At 34.4% G+C, this 17,069-nt stretch carries 20 protein-coding genes; 19 read left to right on the top strand and 1 reads right to left on the bottom strand.

Going from position 1 to position 17,069, the window contains the following annotated elements; all coding sequences use genetic code 11:
• Position 1: 1 nt before the first annotated feature.
• The 13 genes from efp to ald are packed head-to-tail and all read left to right on the top strand — an operon-like array spanning position 2 to position 10,769.
• On the top strand, positions 2-559 hold the full coding sequence (gene efp / locus DTUR_RS05290; protein ID WP_012583400.1) for an elongation factor P: 558 nt from the start codon (positions 2-4) through the stop codon (positions 557-559).
• Between the two features lie 4 nt (positions 560-563).
• Entirely contained in the window at positions 564-1,007 is a 444-nt protein-coding gene (accB, locus tag DTUR_RS05295) for an acetyl-CoA carboxylase biotin carboxyl carrier protein (protein ID WP_012583401.1), read from the top strand.
• Positions 1,000-2,343 carry an acetyl-CoA carboxylase biotin carboxylase subunit gene (gene accC / locus DTUR_RS05300; RefSeq protein WP_012583402.1) on the top strand — a complete coding sequence of 448 codons (1,344 nt, stop codon included), beginning with the start codon at positions 1,000-1,002 and terminating at the stop codon, positions 2,341-2,343. Before accB ends, accC begins: the two co-directional genes overlap by 8 nt.
• A 28-nt stretch (positions 2,344-2,371) precedes the next feature.
• Positions 2,372-2,740, top strand: a complete 369-nt coding sequence (locus tag DTUR_RS05305) for an Asp23/Gls24 family envelope stress response protein (protein ID WP_012583403.1) — start codon at positions 2,372-2,374, stop codon at positions 2,738-2,740.
• A complete protein-coding gene (locus DTUR_RS05310) occupies positions 2,737-3,270 on the top strand; it encodes an alkaline shock response membrane anchor protein AmaP (RefSeq protein WP_012583404.1) in 534 nt (177 codons plus the stop codon). The genes DTUR_RS05305 and DTUR_RS05310 overlap by 4 nt, the downstream gene beginning before the upstream one ends.
• Before the next feature lies 1 nt (position 3,271).
• Positions 3,272-3,496, top strand: coding sequence for a DUF2273 domain-containing protein (locus tag DTUR_RS05315; RefSeq protein ID WP_012583405.1), 225 nt, complete (start codon positions 3,272-3,274; stop codon positions 3,494-3,496).
• A gap of 3 nt (positions 3,497-3,499) precedes the next feature.
• Complete coding sequence (gene nusB, locus DTUR_RS05320) at positions 3,500-3,934, top strand: transcription antitermination factor NusB (RefSeq protein ID WP_012583406.1); 435 nt, start codon at positions 3,500-3,502, stop codon at positions 3,932-3,934.
• Positions 3,915-5,771: a 1-deoxy-D-xylulose-5-phosphate synthase gene (gene dxs / locus DTUR_RS05325; protein ID WP_012583407.1), complete on the top strand. Its 1,857-nt coding sequence runs from the start codon at positions 3,915-3,917 to the stop codon at positions 5,769-5,771. The genes nusB and dxs overlap by 20 nt, the downstream gene beginning before the upstream one ends.
• Before the next feature lie 3 nt (positions 5,772-5,774).
• Positions 5,775-6,590: a TlyA family rRNA (cytidine-2'-O)-methyltransferase gene (locus DTUR_RS05330; protein ID WP_012583408.1), complete on the top strand. Its 816-nt coding sequence runs from the start codon at positions 5,775-5,777 to the stop codon at positions 6,588-6,590.
• Positions 6,566-7,360 carry an NAD(+)/NADH kinase gene (locus DTUR_RS05335; protein WP_012583409.1) on the top strand — a complete coding sequence of 265 codons (795 nt, stop codon included), beginning with the start codon at positions 6,566-6,568 and terminating at the stop codon, positions 7,358-7,360. Before DTUR_RS05330 ends, DTUR_RS05335 begins: the two co-directional genes overlap by 25 nt.
• A gap of 6 nt (positions 7,361-7,366) precedes the next feature.
• Positions 7,367-9,109: a DNA repair protein RecN gene (gene recN, locus DTUR_RS05340; RefSeq protein ID WP_012583410.1), complete on the top strand. Its 1,743-nt coding sequence runs from the start codon at positions 7,367-7,369 to the stop codon at positions 9,107-9,109.
• A gap of 1 nt (position 9,110) precedes the next feature.
• Positions 9,111-9,641, top strand: coding sequence for an NUDIX hydrolase (locus DTUR_RS05345; protein WP_164931010.1), 531 nt, complete (start codon positions 9,111-9,113; stop codon positions 9,639-9,641).
• A 3-nt stretch (positions 9,642-9,644) separates the two neighbouring features.
• The gene (ald, locus tag DTUR_RS05350; protein ID WP_012583412.1) at positions 9,645-10,769 is read left to right on the top strand and encodes an alanine dehydrogenase; all 1,125 of its coding nucleotides are present in this window, start codon (positions 9,645-9,647) and stop codon (positions 10,767-10,769) included.
• A 12-nt stretch (positions 10,770-10,781) separates the two neighbouring features.
• Here ald and hslO read toward each other — a convergent pair whose 3' ends face one another.
• A complete protein-coding gene (gene hslO, locus DTUR_RS05355; RefSeq protein ID WP_012583413.1) occupies positions 10,782-11,669 on the bottom strand; it encodes an Hsp33 family molecular chaperone HslO in 888 nt (295 codons plus the stop codon).
• Positions 11,670-11,757: 88 nt separating this feature from the next.
• On the opposite strand from hslO, the gene DTUR_RS05360 reads away from it, so the two are divergent.
• The 6 genes from DTUR_RS05360 (at position 11,758) to aroB (ending at position 17,053) form a co-directional block, all read left to right on the top strand.
• Complete coding sequence (locus DTUR_RS05360) at positions 11,758-12,531, top strand: basic amino acid ABC transporter substrate-binding protein (RefSeq protein WP_012583414.1); 774 nt, start codon at positions 11,758-11,760, stop codon at positions 12,529-12,531.
• Positions 12,532-12,545: 14 nt separating this feature from the next.
• Entirely contained in the window at positions 12,546-13,202 is a 657-nt protein-coding gene (locus DTUR_RS05365) for an amino acid ABC transporter permease (RefSeq protein WP_012583415.1), read from the top strand.
• Positions 13,195-13,923: an amino acid ABC transporter ATP-binding protein gene (locus DTUR_RS05370; RefSeq protein ID WP_012583416.1), complete on the top strand. Its 729-nt coding sequence runs from the start codon at positions 13,195-13,197 to the stop codon at positions 13,921-13,923. Before DTUR_RS05365 ends, DTUR_RS05370 begins: the two co-directional genes overlap by 8 nt.
• An 84-nt stretch (positions 13,924-14,007) precedes the next feature.
• Positions 14,008-14,835 (top strand): shikimate dehydrogenase, encoded by an 828-nt coding sequence (gene aroE / locus DTUR_RS05375; protein ID WP_012583417.1) that lies wholly within the window; start codon positions 14,008-14,010, stop codon positions 14,833-14,835.
• Positions 14,832-15,998 carry a chorismate synthase gene (gene aroC / locus DTUR_RS05380; protein WP_012583418.1) on the top strand — a complete coding sequence of 389 codons (1,167 nt, stop codon included), beginning with the start codon at positions 14,832-14,834 and terminating at the stop codon, positions 15,996-15,998. The genes aroE and aroC overlap by 4 nt, the downstream gene beginning before the upstream one ends.
• Positions 15,986-17,053 (top strand): 3-dehydroquinate synthase, encoded by a 1,068-nt coding sequence (gene aroB / locus DTUR_RS05385; RefSeq protein WP_012583419.1) that lies wholly within the window; start codon positions 15,986-15,988, stop codon positions 17,051-17,053. Before aroC ends, aroB begins: the two co-directional genes overlap by 13 nt.
• Positions 17,054-17,069 lie beyond the last annotated feature (16 nt).

Below are 17,069 nucleotides of genomic sequence, written 5' to 3' on the forward strand. Positions count from 1 at the left end.
GATGATTTCTGTAAATGATTTTTATCCTGGATTAACTATTGAATTAGAAGGAGAAATATATATAGTTCTTGAATATCAACATGTTCATATGGCTCAAGGACAAGCAACGGTTAGAGTGAAGCTTAAAAATCTAAAAACAGGCAACGTAATAAGGAAAACTTTTAAATCTGATGAATATGTCCCTCAAGCTTTCATCAATAAGAGAGAGGCAGAATACTTATATAAACAGGGTGATGAATATTATTTCATTGATAATGAGAGTTTCGAGCAATATATTCTTACAGAAGAGCAATTAGGAGATGCCATAAAATATTTAAAAGAAGGGAATACAGTTAGTGTGTTATTTTACGAAGGAAATCCTATTGGAATCGAATTACCAACTACTGTGGTTTTAGAAGTTGTGGAAACAGATCCAGGTTTGAGAGGAGATACAGTCTCGGGCGGATCTAAACCTGCAAAACTTGAAACGGGTCTTGTAATTCAAGTTCCTTTATTCATACAGATAGGCGATAAGGTTGTTGTAGATACCAGATATGCTAAATATGTGGAGAGGGCATAGTAATATGAGAGAATGGAATTTAGAAGATTTAAAAGAGATTATAAATCTGTTCTCAAAGAGTAACCTATCAGAGTTAATAATAGAAAATGGGGAAAATAAATTAATATTGAAAAGAGGAGATAATGTAGTAAATATAATTTCAGATCAAGAAATCAAAAAAGAGCAAGAAACAAAGGGAATCTCTACCAGAGAGGAAGAAGGAGTATATATTACAGCTCCTCTTGTAGGAGTCTTTTATAGGTCTCCAGCTCCTGGAGCGCCTCCTTTTGTAGAAGAAGGAGATCTTGTTGAACCAGGACAGACAGTATGTATAATAGAAGCAATGAAATTAATGAATGAGATTAAGAGTCATGTAAGGGGAAGAGTAAAAAAGGTATTGGTAGAAAATGGTCAAGCAGTAGAATTTGGGCAAAAACTATTTTTAATAGAAACCGAAAGCAATGTTTAAGAAAATACTTATTGCTAATCGTGGCGAAATTGCGGTAAGAGTAATAAGAGCTTGCAGAGAATTGGGAATAAAAACAGTTGCGATCTATTCTGAAGCAGATAAAGAATCTCTTCATGTATATATGGCTGATGAAGCAATATGTATTGGCCCCCCACCAGCATCTCAAAGTTATTTAAATATACCTAATATAATAAGTGCAGCTTTGGTGACTAATGCAGAAGCTATACATCCTGGATATGGGTTTTTAGCAGAATCTGCAAGATTTGCTGAGATATGTCAGGATCATGGTATAGTTTTTATAGGACCTAAAAAAGAAGTAATAGAAAACTTAGGAGACAAAGCCAGAGCCAAAAAGCTAATGAAGGAAGCAGGAGTTCCTCTACTCCCTGGATCTGAGGGGCTAATTGAAGATGAAAAACAAGCTTTAAAGGTTGCAAAAGAAATAGGCTTTCCTGTTTTAATCAAGGCTACCGCAGGCGGCGGCGGGAAAGGAATGAGAGTATCCTATAGTCCTGAAGAGCTTGTGAAAAATATTCGACTTGCTAAAATGGAGGCAGAGAAGAACTTTGGAAATCCTGGAGTTTACATAGAGAAATTTATTGAAGAGCCAAGACATGTAGAGATTCAGATTTTAGGAGATCAGTATGGAAATATTATCTCTTTGGGCGAAAGAGACTGTACAATTCAAAGAAGATATCAAAAACTAATTGAAGAATCTCCGTCTCCTGTGGTCAATAATAGAATAAGAGAAGCTATGAGTAGAGCTGCTATAAGGGGAGCCTATAAAGTGGGTTATGTGGGACCTGGAACTTTTGAGTTTTTATTAGACAAGGATGGAAAGTTCTACTTTATGGAAGTGAATACCAGAATTCAAGTAGAGCATACTGTTACTGAGATGGTGACTGGTATTGATCTTGTAAAATGGCAGATTTTGATTGCTGCTGGAGAAAAGCTTGATTTGAAGGATGTAACCTTAAGAGGGCATGCTATCGAGTGTAGAATTAATGCAGAAGATCCCGATAATAATTTCTCACCTTCCATAGGAAAAATTGAAAAATATATACCACCGGGTGGTCCTTTTGTGAGGATAGATACTCATATTTATGAAGGGTATGAGATGGTACCCTTTTATGATTCTTTACTTGCTAAGGTTATCACATGGGGTAAGGATAGAGAAGAGGCTATAATAAGAATGAGACGAGCCTTGAATGAGTTTATTGTGAGAGGACTTAAAACTACTATACCACTTCATCTTAAGATTTTAGAAAACAGCTCTTTTATTAAAGGTGATTATTCTACTAATTTCCTTGCAAGGAGGATTTTAGTTGAAGATTAAATTTGATAAAATAGTATAGGTGAATATTATGAAAGAAGAATTATCTTATGGTTCTGTTAATATCTCAAAGGAAGTAATTGCAATTATTGCAGGGATAGCAGCTCAAGAAATTGAGGGAGTTGCTCAAGTTGGGGAAAGTATAGCGTCTTTTGTAAAACTTGTTTCGGGAATACCTATAGGTAGGGGATTAAAAGTAGAATTGATAGACAAAGACGTTTATATAAAGATTCCTGTCTATGTTAAACAAAATGTATTTTTTCCTGACGTAGCAAGAGATATTCAAACTCATGTTAAGGAAGTTGTTGAAAGTATGACAGGACTGAATGTTCGTGAAGTTAATGTCATAATTAAAGGGGTAATTTTAGGTAAAAAGCGTGAGGAGGAAAAGGTTAAATGAGAATAAATAAGTCTGAAAGAATAACAACTTTTTTACTTCTCTTTATTTCTGCTTTAATATATGTCATTCTTATCCTTGCCTTATTAAAATGGTCTCCTGCTTTGAGCTTTTTAGGTTGGGCATCTCATCAAGGATTTCTTTTTGTCTTAATTTTCTTAATTGTTTTATTTGTTGTGTCTTTCAGCATGAGCTTTTTCTATCTTTTATTTAGAGAAAAAACCACTATTAGTTTGGGGAATACCTCAGGGCTTGGAGAGATAAGTATATCTCTAAATGGTATTAAAAATGCTATAAGAGAGATTGCTGCATATTTTTCTGAGATTCAGGAAATTAGACCCGAGATAGAAAATCTAAGGGGAAAGATTATATTAACTTTGAGAATAAAAGTTCCCTCTGGTAGTGATATAACAAGAGTGGTGAATGAGTTGCAGCATAGGGTGAAGGTTTATTTTGAAAATGTCTTAACTTTAAATCTTGAAAATATTAATATAATTATTGAAGATGTAGTGCCTGCAAAGAAGGGTAAATAGGATGAATTTCAAAATTCCAAACTTAAGAGAGTATAGATATAGAATAATCTTTTCTTTTGTATTTCTGATTATTGGAATTTTGATTCTTTTAATTGGATTTTGGAAGACTCTTTTTCTTGTTTTCTGTTTTTTAGTTGGGTATTTGGTAGGACTGGCAATTGATAAGAACTTTATTTTAGAGGTTATTGAGAAGATAAAAGAAATATTTTATATAGGAAGGGAATAAGGAATGAGTAAGGAAAGAACAAGGTGTCGTGAAAAAGTTTTAGAATTTCTTTTTCAAAAAGACTTGGGACAGGAGATTGAAGTAGATTTCAGTGATTTTTCTCCTCAGGGGCAGGTTTTTGCATATAAGTTGTACGATGGTGCTCTTTACTATAAAGATTTGGCTGATGAAATAATTAGTAAATTCAGTAAAAATTGGAAGCTTGAGAGAATTGGAACCATTGAAAAGAACATTTTGAGAATGGCAATTGCGGAGATGTTTACTTTTTCTGACATTCCTCAGGGAGTAACTGTGAATGAGGCGGTGGAACTTGCTAAAAAATATGTGAGTCCAGAAGCAGGAAGATTTATAAATGGCATTTTGAGAAACATTGTTAGAAATTGGGATGAGGTAAAAAAATTAAAAGAGGGTTTTGTGGATGTTACTTCAGAAAATTGAGTCTCCAAAGGATCTTAAAAAACTCTCTATAGAGGAATTAAAAAAGCTTTCCTCTGAAATAAGAGAAATTATTATAAATACTGTAGAAAATAATGGTGGACATTTAGCATCCAATTTGGGTACAGTAGAACTAACCTTAGCACTTCATTATGTCTTTGATGCTCCTAAGGATAAAATTATATGGGATGTAGGACATCAAGCCTATACTCATAAATTAATAACAGGAAGAGCAAAAGATTTTCATACTCTACGTCAATATGGAGGAATTAGTGGATACATTGCTCCTTGGGAAAGTGAATATGACCATTTTGCTGTGGGGCATGCGGGCACATCTCTTTCTGCTGCTTTGGGTTTTGCAAAGGCAAGAGATTTAAAGGGAGAAAAATATAAAGTTGTGGCTGTAATAGGAGATGGAGCATTGACATCAGGTATGGCATTAGAGGCGTTGAACCAAATTGGTTATTTAAATACTGATCTTATTGTGATTTTAAATGATAATGAGCATTCTATATCTCCTAATGTGGGGGCTATGGCTTTATATTTAGCAAAGCTTCGTAAACATCCCCTATATAGATTTTTTAAACAGACGACTCAAAACTTATTAAAAAATTCATCCATAGGAAAAGGTTTATTGGCTTTTGATTTAAAGTTAGAGAGGAGCTTAAAAAGTTTGCTTCTTGAGAATCCTATGTTTGAATATTTAGGATTTAAATATTTTGGTCCCTTTGATGGACATGATATTCCTTTACTCATCTCAGTTTTTAAGGGAATAAAGGATAATTTGTCTTGTCCTGTGTTGATCCATGTTACCACTAAGAAGGGTATTGGACATAAAGATGCAGAGGCAACTCCATCTAAATTTCATAGTATAGGCTCGAAATCTGAAAAAGAGAAAAAGGTACCAACTTATACGGAAGTGTTTGGTAAAGCTTTAGTAGAGCTTGGAGGAATGTATCCTGAGGTTGTGGCAATAACAGCTGCTATGCCTGAAGGGACAGGACTCTCTTATTTTGCACAAAGGTTTCCTGAAAGGTTTTTTGATGTAGGAATTGCAGAACAACACGCAGTAACTTTTGCAGCAGGTCTTGCAAAAAACGGCTTAAAACCTGTAGTTGCTATATATTCAACTTTCCTACAAAGATCTTTTGATCAAATAATACACGATGTATGTCTACAAAAGTTACCTATAACATTTGTTTTGGATAGGGCAGGTATAGTAAGCGATGATGGTCCCACTCATCAGGGGATTTTTGATCTCTCATATTTGCGTTTAATTCCTAATATGGTTATCGCTGCTCCAAAAGATGAATCAGAACTTAGAGATCTCTTGTATACTGCAATCAATTATCCCGGACCCTTTGCTATAAGGTATCCCAAAGGTAAAGGAGTAGGAGTTGAATTAAAAAATAGATTTGAAAAAATTGAAATTGGAAAAAGTGAAATAGTGAAACAAGGAAGGGATGTATTGATTCTTGCTATTGGTTCAATGGTTTATCCTGCTGTTGAAGCTGGGAATATTTTGAGATCAGAAGGTATTTATCCTACGGTAGTTAATGTTAGATTTCTAAAGCCCTTAGACATATTAACTTTAGAGGAGCTAATTTTATCTCATAATACTATAATAACTGTTGAAGAAAATGTGATTACAGGAGGACTTTTTGGGGCTATAGCAGAACTAATTAACATCTTAAAAATTAATAAAAAAGTTATTCCTATTGGACTTCCTGATAAATTTATTGAGCAAGGAAATGTACAACTCTTAAGAGACATATATGGCCTTAATGAATACAAAATAGCTGAAAAAATCATAAGTGTTTTGGAAGATATTAAGGTGTAAGGCTTGAAGGAAAAGGAAAGATTAGATGTATTATTAGTAAAAAGGGGCTTTTTTGAGAGTAGGGAAAAGGCGAGAGCTGCTGTTATAGCTGGCATAGTGAAAGTAAATGGTAACGTTGTAATTAAACCTGATTTAAAAATTCCTATCGACTCTCTGATTGAAATAAAAGAGAATATACCCTATGTTAGTAAGGGCGGTTTTAAATTAAAGAAAGCAATTGATACTTTTGAAGTTGATGTCAAAGGAAAGATTGCAGTAGATATAGGAGCAAGCACGGGGGGATTTACGGATTGTCTTCTTCAAGAGGGAGCTTTAAGGGTATATGCTGTCGATGTAGGAAAAGGACAACTTCATGAGAAATTGAGAAGAGATTCAAGAGTAATATTGAAAGAAGGGATAAATGCGAGGTATTTGAAAGAAGGCGATATTCCAGAAAAGGTGGATATTGTGACTATTGATGTTTCTTTCATATCTGTTTTAAAGATATTTCCATCTATAAAAAGTTTTTTGCATGGTGAAAGTATAATTATACCCCTAATAAAACCTCAATTTGAAGCCTCTCCTAAGGAAGTAAGCAGAGGAGGAATAGTAAAAAATATTGACGTACATATAAAAATATTAGAGAATATTAAAGAAACTTTAAAAGAGCAAGGTTTTTACATGCAAAAATTAACTTATTATTTGAGCAAAGAAGGTAAAGGAAATATTGAGTATCCCTCATTATTTACTTTAAAACCAGAGCGAGAAATAGAAGAAGTTGAGATAGAAAAAGTAGTTCAGGAGGCATTTTCAAATTGGAAATTAAGCTCCAAAAAATAGGAGTTTTTTATAATCCCAAAAAAAGAGAGGCAAAAAAGGGAATAGATATATTAAAGGATTGGGCTGAAAGAAGAGGAATAGAGGTTATTCCAGAGGGGTCTAATGTGGATCTTGGAGTAGCAATTGGAGGAGATGGAACTGTTCTTTATACTCTTCAAAAGCTTTCCATATATAACATACCTGTAGTCGGTATTAATACAGGAAGACTCGGATTCTTGACTACTGTGGAGTTTAAGGATATTGATGTACTTCTTGATTCCATAGAAAAGGGGAATTTTTTTATTGAAAAGCATCCAGTGATAAAGCTTACTATTGATCAAAATGTATTTTATGCATTCAATGAGGTGGTTTTTTTAAAATCAGAAAATACCCCTCTAATTTCTATAAATTTTATCTTTAACAATGGTTCCATATTAACTCCCCCGGCGGATGGAGTAATTGTAGCCACTTCAGCAGGATCTACCGCTTATGCTCTTTCGGCTGGTGGTGCAATTATTTTCCCTGAGTTAGAAGTTACAGAGGTGATTCCTATATGTGCTCATTCTTTATCTTCAAGGCCGTTGGTTTTAGATCTGAATAATATTAATATACAAGTAAAATTTCAGAGGAAGTCAACCCAAGTTGAGATATGGATTGATGGTAAGGAAATTGATATTGTAAGTAATAAGAATGAAATTACCATTAGTAAAGCAGATTTTTATGGAAGATTAATTTTCCTGCCTGGATGGGATTTTGTAAATAGACTTAAAAAGAAACTACATTGGAGGTAGAGAAGAATGTTATTAGCGTTAAGAGTAAAAGATTTTGCAATCATAGATGAGATTACCTTGGATTTTCATGATGGTCTGAATGTTATAACGGGTGAGACAGGTGCTGGAAAATCTCTTTTGGTAGATGCTCTTGCTTTTCTTTTAGGAGAGAGAGCCTCGACGGATATTATTAGGTCAGGAAGTAATAGGAGTGTAGTTGAAGCCATGTTTACCATGAATGAAGAGGTAGAAAGATTACTTGATGAATGGGAAATTCCAAAAGAAAAAGATGGTACTCTTTTAGTTTCTAGAGAGCTAAATAAGAGTGGAAGAAGCAAATGTAGAGTTAATGGTGAACTTGTTACAGTAGGAATGTTGGAAAGACTTCTTTCAAATATTGTTGAAATTCATGGACAACATGAACATCAGAAAATACTTCATAGGGATTTTCAACTTGAGGTTTTTGATAGGCTTGGTGGAGAAGAATTATTAGATCAAAAGAATAAGGTGAAGGAGTTATTTCTGAAGCTGAGAAATCTCTATTCTGAAAGGGACGAGATATATGGTAAGGAAAAAGAAAGACAACAAAGGATTGATCTTTTATCTTTTCAGATAGAGGAAATTGAGAAAGCAAATTTAAGAATAGGTGAAGAAGAAGAATTATTAGAGGAAAGACAGAAATTGCAAAATTACGAAAAAGTAAGAGTAGGCATAGAAGAAGCTATTAAGTTTTTATATGAAAATCCAGAGGGGATGTCAGCTTTTGAACAATTAGGAGAAGGTTTAGATATTATTAGATCTCTTTCCTCTATGGATGAAAATGTGGGAAATATTGTTAGTCTACTTGAAAATGCAAAGGTTTACCTTGGAGAGGCGGTGGACAATCTCATTAGATATAAAGATAGTATGAGTTTTGAGCCATCCACAATTGAGGAAATTGAAGAGAGACTATATCGAATCTCACAACTCAAGAGAAAATATGGGAAAAATATTGAGGAGATATTGAATTATAAAGAAAAAGCAAAAGAAGAACTTGATATGCTCTCTAATATGGAGGCGCGATTGGAAAATATTGAAGCTGAAATAAGTGCTGTTGAAGAGAAACTTCTCTATGAAAGCGAAAAACTCTCTGAGATGAGAAGGAATATGGTAGAAGATTTTGTTAAGAGAGTGGAAGAAGAGCTTTCCGAGCTTGGAATGGAACATGCAAAATTTGCTGTTGAATTTATGGAGCCGTCTTCGGGATTGAATATAAATGGAGTAAAAATAAGTGAAAAAGGTAGGGAAGTGATAGAGTTTATGTTGTCTTCCAATCCTGGAGAGTTATTTAAGCCATTAAGGCACGTAGCATCTGGAGGAGAATTATCCAGGGTCATGTTGGCTTTGAAGACTATTTTGAATGAGGTGGATAACACTCCTGTGCTTGTTTTTGATGAAATTGATGCTGGAATAGGGGGAGAGACTGCTTATCTTCTTGCACAAAAGTTGTGGAATATATCAAAAAAGAGACAAATTTTCTGTGTGACCCATCTGCCTCAGATAGCTGCTTGGGCAGATTATCATTTCCATGTAGAAAAAAAGGTAGTGAATGATCAGACTCGAATTAGAGTTTCCATGCTTGAGGATAAATCAAGAATTCTTGAACTTTCAAGGATGCTTGGCGGAAGTATAGTTTCTGATGTTAGTCAACAGCATGCAAAGGAATTATTAGTTAAAGCATCAGAACTTAAGAGTAGAGGAGCTTTAAATGATAGAGGAGGTGAAAATTGAATTGGAAGAAAAAATAATAGAAGAGAGTGAAAAATATAAAGGAAGGATAATTACAGTTAAGGAGTACAGAGTTGTACTTATAAACGGGAAAGAGACTAAGAGAGAAGTAGTGCATCATCCTGGAGCTGTGGCAATTTTGCCAATTTTAGAAGATGGATCTTTATTTTTTGTGAAGCAATATCGCTTACCAGCAAAAAAAATTCTTCTTGAGATTCCGGCTGGAAAATTAGATCAAGGAGAAAATCCTGAGGAATGTGCTTATCGGGAATTGGAAGAGGAGATAGGTTATGTTCCTGGAAATTTAAGGCTTATTCATACCTTTTATCCATCTCCAGGAATAAGCAATGAGATTTTATATCTTTTTGAGGCAACCAACTTAAGAAAAACAAAGAATAACCCTGACGAAGACGAGTTTTTAGAGGTTATAACTTTAAATAAAGAAGAGGTTAAAAGGTATCTTTTTGAAAATAGGTTTGAAGACTCTAAAACCTTAATTGGAGTTTATTATTATTTATACTCAAGGGGGAGTTAAATTATGATAATTGGAATTCCTAAGGAAATTAAACCTGAAGAGAATAGGGTAGCTATTGTTCCTGGAGGAGTGGAGACTTTAGTTAAAAGAGGGCATAAAGTTCTTATAGAAAAAGGAGCAGGATTTGGAAGTGGTTTTTCAGACGAGGAATTTGCTAAAGCCGGAGCTGTGATTGTGGAAAGACATGAAGATGTTTTTTATGAGGCAGAACTCATATTGAAAGTTAAGGAGCCATTACCTGAAGAGTACAATCTTCTTTCTGAAGGCAAAATTCTTTTTACTTACTTGCATCTTGCAGCGTCACAAGATTTAACTATGAACCTTTTAAAAAGAAAAATTATTGGTATAGCTTATGAGACTGTTCAAACTGACGATGGTTTTTTACCTCTTTTAGCTCCCATGAGTGAAATAGCTGGGAGGATGGCTCCTCAAGAGGGTGCTAAGTATTTAGAAAAAACCTTTGGAGGAAGAGGAATTTTACTTGGAGGAGTTCCTGGAGTTCCTCCAGCAAATGTGGTGATAATTGGAGCTGGAAATGTAGGATTTAATTCAGCAAGAATTGCTTATGGAATGGGTGCTTCAGTTACAGTTCTTGATATAAATCCCAGGAAATTACGATTTATTGATGATTACTTTCAGGGTAAAGTTATAACTATGTTTGCTGACGAATACAATGTAAGAATGGCTATTGAATATGCTGATCTTGTTATTGGAGCAGTTTTGGTTCCAGGTGCAAAGGCCCCTAAGATTATTACAAGAGAGCTTCTTAAAAACATGAAAAAGGGTTCGGTACTTGTGGATGTGGCTATAGATCAGGGTGGTTGTGCGGAGACTTCTCGTCCTACCACTCACAGAGATCCCATATATGAGGAGGAAGGAGTAATACATTATACCGTAGCAAATATGCCTGGTGCTGTACCAAGAACTTCTACAAGAGCTTTGACTTTAAATACCTTGCCTTATGTGATAGAAATTGCGGATAAAGGATGGAAAAGAGCAGTAATGGAGAATAGAAGTTTATCAAGGGGAGTTAATATAGCATATGGAAAGATAACTCATGAAGAAGTAGCAAAGGCTTTTGATCTCCCATATGTACCTTTAGAAGAGGTTATTAAAGGGGGAGCCTAATCATGGGCTCCCTTATGTTTTGTTTTTTAGTTGGTTTATTATTTCTTCTATATTATTTTTGTTAAAAATATAAATTTTACCACAGAATTCACACTTAACCTCAATAGATTTTTCCTTTTCAATTAGTTCTTCTAATTCTTTAATCCCCAATGCTATAAGAGTATTTTCTGCCCTCTCTCTATTACATCTACAGGAATATTTTAAGTACTCCCTTGAGAATTGTTCATAGTCAATATCTTTGAAAATTTTACTCATTATTTCCTCAGGGGTTTTACCTTCAAGAATCATTTTGCTTGGAGGATCAAGATTTTTAATATTACTTTCCAGAATATCAACCATATCATTATCAGCATTTTCTATTATTTGAACAATATATCCTCCTGCAGAAATTACTCTGCCATCTTTGTTTACGTATACTCCAGCAGCTACTGCCGAAGGCAATTGCTCTGAATAGGTAAAATAATAAGCTAAATCCTTGGCTATACCCCCAGAAATAAGAGGTACAACTCCTCTATAAGGCTCTTTTAAACCTAAATCTCTTATTACACTAAGAGTTCCATCTTTACCAACAGCTGATGGCACATCTAATTTTCCATCAGGAGTTGGCGGTAAATCAATATATGCTCTTTTGATAAACCCTCTTACGTTTCCTTTAGGATCTGCTTCTGCAAAAATATTTCCCAAAGGACCATTTCCAGTTATCTGTAAACTTATTCTTTCCTCGTCTTTTTTAAGCATTTTTCCCATGATTGCAGCAAGGGTAAGGGTTCTGCCAAGGGCTGCAATAGCTGTAGGAGAAGCTTTATGGATTTTTCTTGCTTGTTCCACAAGATCAGTTGTTCTTGCTACATATGCTACAATTCTTTTGTCCATTGAGATTCCTCTTATTAAATAATCCATTTTTTCACCTCCATTTAGATATTATACTTGACTTTTTAAAAGTTTTGTTCTTATACTTTTAAAAATTATGCAGTCAGGAGGCAAAAATATGCGGAAAGGTATAATTATAAGTTTTTTGTTTTTTCTTTTGGTGCTATATCCTGTTTTAGGGGCTGGTGCTGTTGAGAGGATTAAAAAAGTAGGAGTATTAAAGGTAGGAAGCGATGTGGCATATGCTCCCTTTGAATTTATGGAGGGTGATAAACCTGTAGGTTTTGATATTGATATTGCTCAGGAAATTGCAAAAGCTCTTGGGGTTAAATTACAGGTTATAAATACATCTTTTGATGGTATAATTGCAGCCCTAAAGGCTAAAAAGTTTGACATCATAATTTCTGCCATGACTATAACCGAAGAAAGAAAAAAAGAAATTGATTTTTCCATTCCTTATTATGATTCGGGACAGATTATTGTGGTGAGAAGTGAAAATAAAGATATTAAGTCGGAAAAAGATTTAAAGGATAAAGTAGTTGGGGTACAACTTGGAACAACCGGAGAACTTACTGCAAAGAAATTAAAAGATCAGATAGGGATAAAAGAGATTAGAAGTTATGAAACTATTCCTGAAGCCTTTATGGATCTTGAGTTAGGAAGATTGGATGCGGTTATTAACGATCTGCCAGTTTCTCTTTATTATTCTAAGAATAATCCAAAACTAAAATGTGTTGGAAAGCCTTTTACTATAGAGCAATATGGGATAGCAGTGAGAAAGGAAGATAAAGATCTTTTAAAGAAAATAAATGAGATATTGATTAATCTAAAGAAAACTGGTAAATATAATCAGATATACAAAAAGTGGTTTGGTGTAGAACCACCTAAGTAATAAGAGGTGAGAAGTTGGATTTTAATATAAATATATTTATCGAAAGTATACCTTATTTACTGAAAGGCGCAGTGGTTACATTGCGCCTTTCAGTAATTTCGGTAGCTTTTGGGATAATTCTTGGCTTATTTTTAGGACTTGCTCGTATATCCAAAAACTACCTATTAAGAATTCCCTCTACCATATATGTAGAAGTAATAAGAGGCACTCCTCTCTTAATGCAACTTCTGATCATCTATTATGCTCTGCCTTCTTTTGGAATAAATTTAGGGGCTATAACTGCTGCAATTGTAGGTTTATCTTTAAATAGTGCTGCATACACTGGAGAAATATTTAGGAGTGGAATACAGTCTATTGATAAAGGGCAAATGGAAGCTGCAAGATCTCTTGGCATGACCTATTTTCAAGCTATGAGATATATAATTCTTCCTCAAGCCTTTAGAAGGATTCTTCCACCTTTAACTAACGAGTTTGTCTCTATGTTAAAGGAAAGCTCTTTAGCCTCTACTCTTGCAGTTACAGAGCTTCTTAGAGCAGGAAGGGAGATCGTGGCTTGGAAGGCAAATGTATTTAGTCCATTTTTAGGAGTAACGTTAATATATTTATTAATGACCTTACCTTTAACAAGACTTTCAGTATGGTTAGAAAAGAGGTTGAAGACAGGTGATTAAAGTAGTTAATTTACACAAGAAATTTAAACATCTTCATGTTTTAAAAGGAATAAATTTAGAGGTTAAAAAAGGTGAAGTACTTGTGATCATAGGTCCCAGTGGAGGAGGAAAAAGTACTCTTCTTCGGTGTATAAATAGACTGGAAGAGCCTACTGAAGGAGAGATTTACATTGATGGGATAAAAATAACTGATTCTTCCGTAGATATAAATAAGGTTAGGCAAAAAGTTGGTATGGTTTTTCAACTTTTTTATCTTTTCCCACATCTTACGGTACTTGACAATATAACTCTTGCTCCTATAAAGGTTAAGAAAATGGATCCTAAAATTGCTACAGAAAAAGCATATGAACTTTTAAAAAGAGTTGGTCTTGTAGACAAAGCAAAGAGTTATCCATCTCAACTTTCAGGGGGACAACAACAGAGAATTGCTATAGCAAGAGCTCTTGCCATGGAACCAGAAGTAATGCTGTTTGATGAGCCTACCTCCTCTATAGATCCCGAAATGACAAAAGAGGTTTTAGATGTTATGAGAGAACTTGCCCACGAAGGTATGACCATGATAATTGCAACTCATGAGATGGGGTTTGCTAAAGAGGTAGCAAATAGGGTGATCTTTTTGGATCAAGGGAGAATTGTTGAAGAAGGTACTCCTAAGGAGATTTTTGAACACCCAAAAGAGGAAAGAACCATTGAGTTTTTAAGTAAGATACTTTCGGTTTGACAAGATAAATCTTTTTTGATAAATTAACCTTTAAATTTACCTCAATGGGGAGAGGATTAAAAGAAAGAGAGGTGATTAATTTCTTTGATTTCTCCATCGACAAAGTTATATGGACTTATAGGTTACCCATTAGGGCATTCCATATCTTTTTACATTCACAATGCCGCTTTTAGGGCATTATCTATTGATGCTTTATACTTAAACATCCCTATTGAACCAGAATTTTTCTCCAAAGCAATTTTAGGAATTAAATACCTTCCTATTTATGGCTTAAATGTTACTATACCTCATAAAGAAAGTATAATAGAGTTTTTGGATGAAATATCAGAGATTTCTAATATTCTTGGAGCAGTAAACACAGTTTATAGGGAAAACCATAAATGGAAAGGGGACAATACTGATTTTGGCGGATTTTTAAAGACTCTTGAGGATTTAAATCTAAGTAGTGATTTTTCTTGTTTAATTTTAGGAGCAGGAGGCGCAGCAAGGGCAGTAATTTATGCTGTACTTGAATATGGATTTAAAGAGGTTTATTTAACTAACAGAACTTACGAAAGAGCAGAAAAAATTGCTGTCGAGGTAAAGAAAAACAAGAATTTTGAAATAAAAGTTATACCTTGGGAGGATAGGGAAAAAATTAGTGAAAAAGTAATTTTGATAAATACCACTTCTATTGGTCTTGATGGAAAAGAAACTCCATGGAATGGAGACTTTAAAAAATTAGTTTTTGTATATGACATCATATACAATCCCAAAGAGACTCCTTTATTAAAACTCGCAAAAGAAAATAATGTGCCTTACAAAAATGGACTTGATATGCTCATATATCAAGCATGTCTTTCTTGGGAAAAATGGTTTGGTTTTGTGGGACCCTTTGAGGTAATGAAAAGGGAGGCTGAAAAGTTATTATGAGATTTTTGACCTCTGGAGAATCCCATGGAAAGGCTCTTATGGCGATTTTAGAGGGGGTACCTGCAGGTCTTCATATAACATCGGAGTATATAAATAAAGAGTTGAGAAGAAGGCAGATAGGATATGGACGTGGTAAGAGAATGGAAATAGAAAGAGACGAAGTAGAAATAATTTCTGGAGTAAGGGGAGGATACACTCTTGGAACTCCCATTGGAATTGTTATAAAAAATAGGGATTGGGAGAATTGGAAGAATGTAATGGACCCTGAAGAAATTTTGGAAGAAAAAATGGTTACAAAGCCAAGGTCTGGTCATGCGGATTTTGCTGGAGCAATTAAGTATCACTTTGAAGACATAAGAAATGTTCTTGAGAGAGCCAGTGCAAGAGAAACAGCGGCAAGAGTTGCAGTAGGCGCTATTGCTAAGGCTTTTCTTTCCGAGTTTGGTATTGAGATTATAAGCTTCGTAGAAGCCATAGATAGTATTGAAAACAGATTTGATATTAACAATTTTGAATGGGATGTTCTAAAGAGGAAAGCAGAAAAATCAGATTTGAGGATGATTGATGAAGAAAAGGAAAGACAGGCAAAAGAATTAATAGATAAAGCTAAGGAAGAAGGAGATACCCTTGGGGGAAGGTTTGTTCTTCTTGCAAGAGGAGTACCTATTGGGCTTGGAAGTCATGTTCATTGGGACAAAAGACTTGATGCTCTTATCTCTCATGCCATTATGAGTATACCCTCGGTTAAGGGGGTGGAGATTGGAGAAGCCCTTTATGCGAGCTTAAATAAGGGTTCAAAAGTTCATGACGAGTTTTATTTTGGAGAAAATAGACTTAGAAAGACAAATTATGCTGGTGGGATTGAGGGTGGAATTTCGAACGGTGAGATTATTATGGTTAGGGCCTTTGTTAAACCTATACCTACTTTGAGAAGACCTCTTAAAACTTTTGATATCAAAGAAAAGAAGATTACTGATGGATATTATGAGAGAAGTGATGTTTGTGTAGTGCCTGCTGCTGGGGTAGTAGGAGAGTCAATGTTGGCTTTTGTTCTGGCAAAAGAGTTTTTGAATAAATTTTCAGGGGATCATATAAGTGAAATAAAAGAAAGTTTTGAAAAATACAAAAAGTATGTTTATGAGAGGTTAGGATGGAAGAGTTAACTATTGATTTGAAGGATAAAAAATACCCCATATATATTGGTTATAACATATTGAGAAGGCTTATAAAGGAATATTGGGATAAATATTCTTCATCTTTTCTTATAACTCATCCTTTTCTACGGGAGATTTATAAGGAGGATTTATCTATTCCTGAGGAAAATGTTATTTACGTTCCTGTAGGAGAAAAAAGTAAATCTTTTCAAGAGGTAATAAAAATCTCCAAAGAGCTTGCGAAGAGAATGGCTGATAGGAGAAGTGCTCTTTTTGCTTTTGGTGGTGGTGTTGTGGGAGATCTTACTGGTTTTATAGCCTCCATTTATATGAGAGGTATAAAATATATTCAAATTCCTACAACTTTACTTTCTCAGGTGGATAGTTCCATAGGTGGAAAGACAGGAATAAACATAAGGGAAGGGAAAAACTTGATAGGAACTTTTTATCATCCTGATGCAGTAATCATAGATATAAAGACTCTGGATACTCTTTCTGAGAGAGAGTATAAAAGTGGCATCGCAGAAGTTATAAAGTATGGAATGATCATGAATTATGAATTCTTTAAGTTTCTTGAAAAGAACGTTGATTCTATATTGAGCAAGGATGTTGATAAACTTCTGTATGTTATAAAGGAAAGCCTTCTTTGTAAGAAGTATGTGGTTGAGAAAGATGAAAAAGAATCGTCTTTGAGAATGATTTTAAACTTTGGTCATACTTTTGGACATGCTATAGAGGCGAAAGGAGGATATAGGAGGTTTCTACATGGTGAAGCTGTAGCAATTGGTATGCTTTTGGCTACTTATTTAGGATATAAGCTTGGATTTTGCAATTATGAGGTTTTAGAAAGATTAAAAGAATTACTAATGCTTTTTGGATTTAAAATTAAAAGTCCATATAGAATTGAGGATTTAATGGAGTATATAAAAAGGGACAAAAAAGCATATGGAGGAAAACTTAGACTTATTCTACCAAGAGAAATAGGAAGGGTAGAGATTGTAGAAGATATAGAGGAAAAGGATATAATAAAGATCTTAAAGGAAGGTGATGATTATGGAAAGTGATTTTTATGAGTTTAGG

Origin of the sequence: Dictyoglomus turgidum DSM 6724, from assembly GCF_000021645.1 — a bacterium.
In the GTDB taxonomy this organism is placed as follows: Bacteria; Dictyoglomota; Dictyoglomia; order Dictyoglomales; family Dictyoglomaceae; genus Dictyoglomus; species Dictyoglomus turgidum.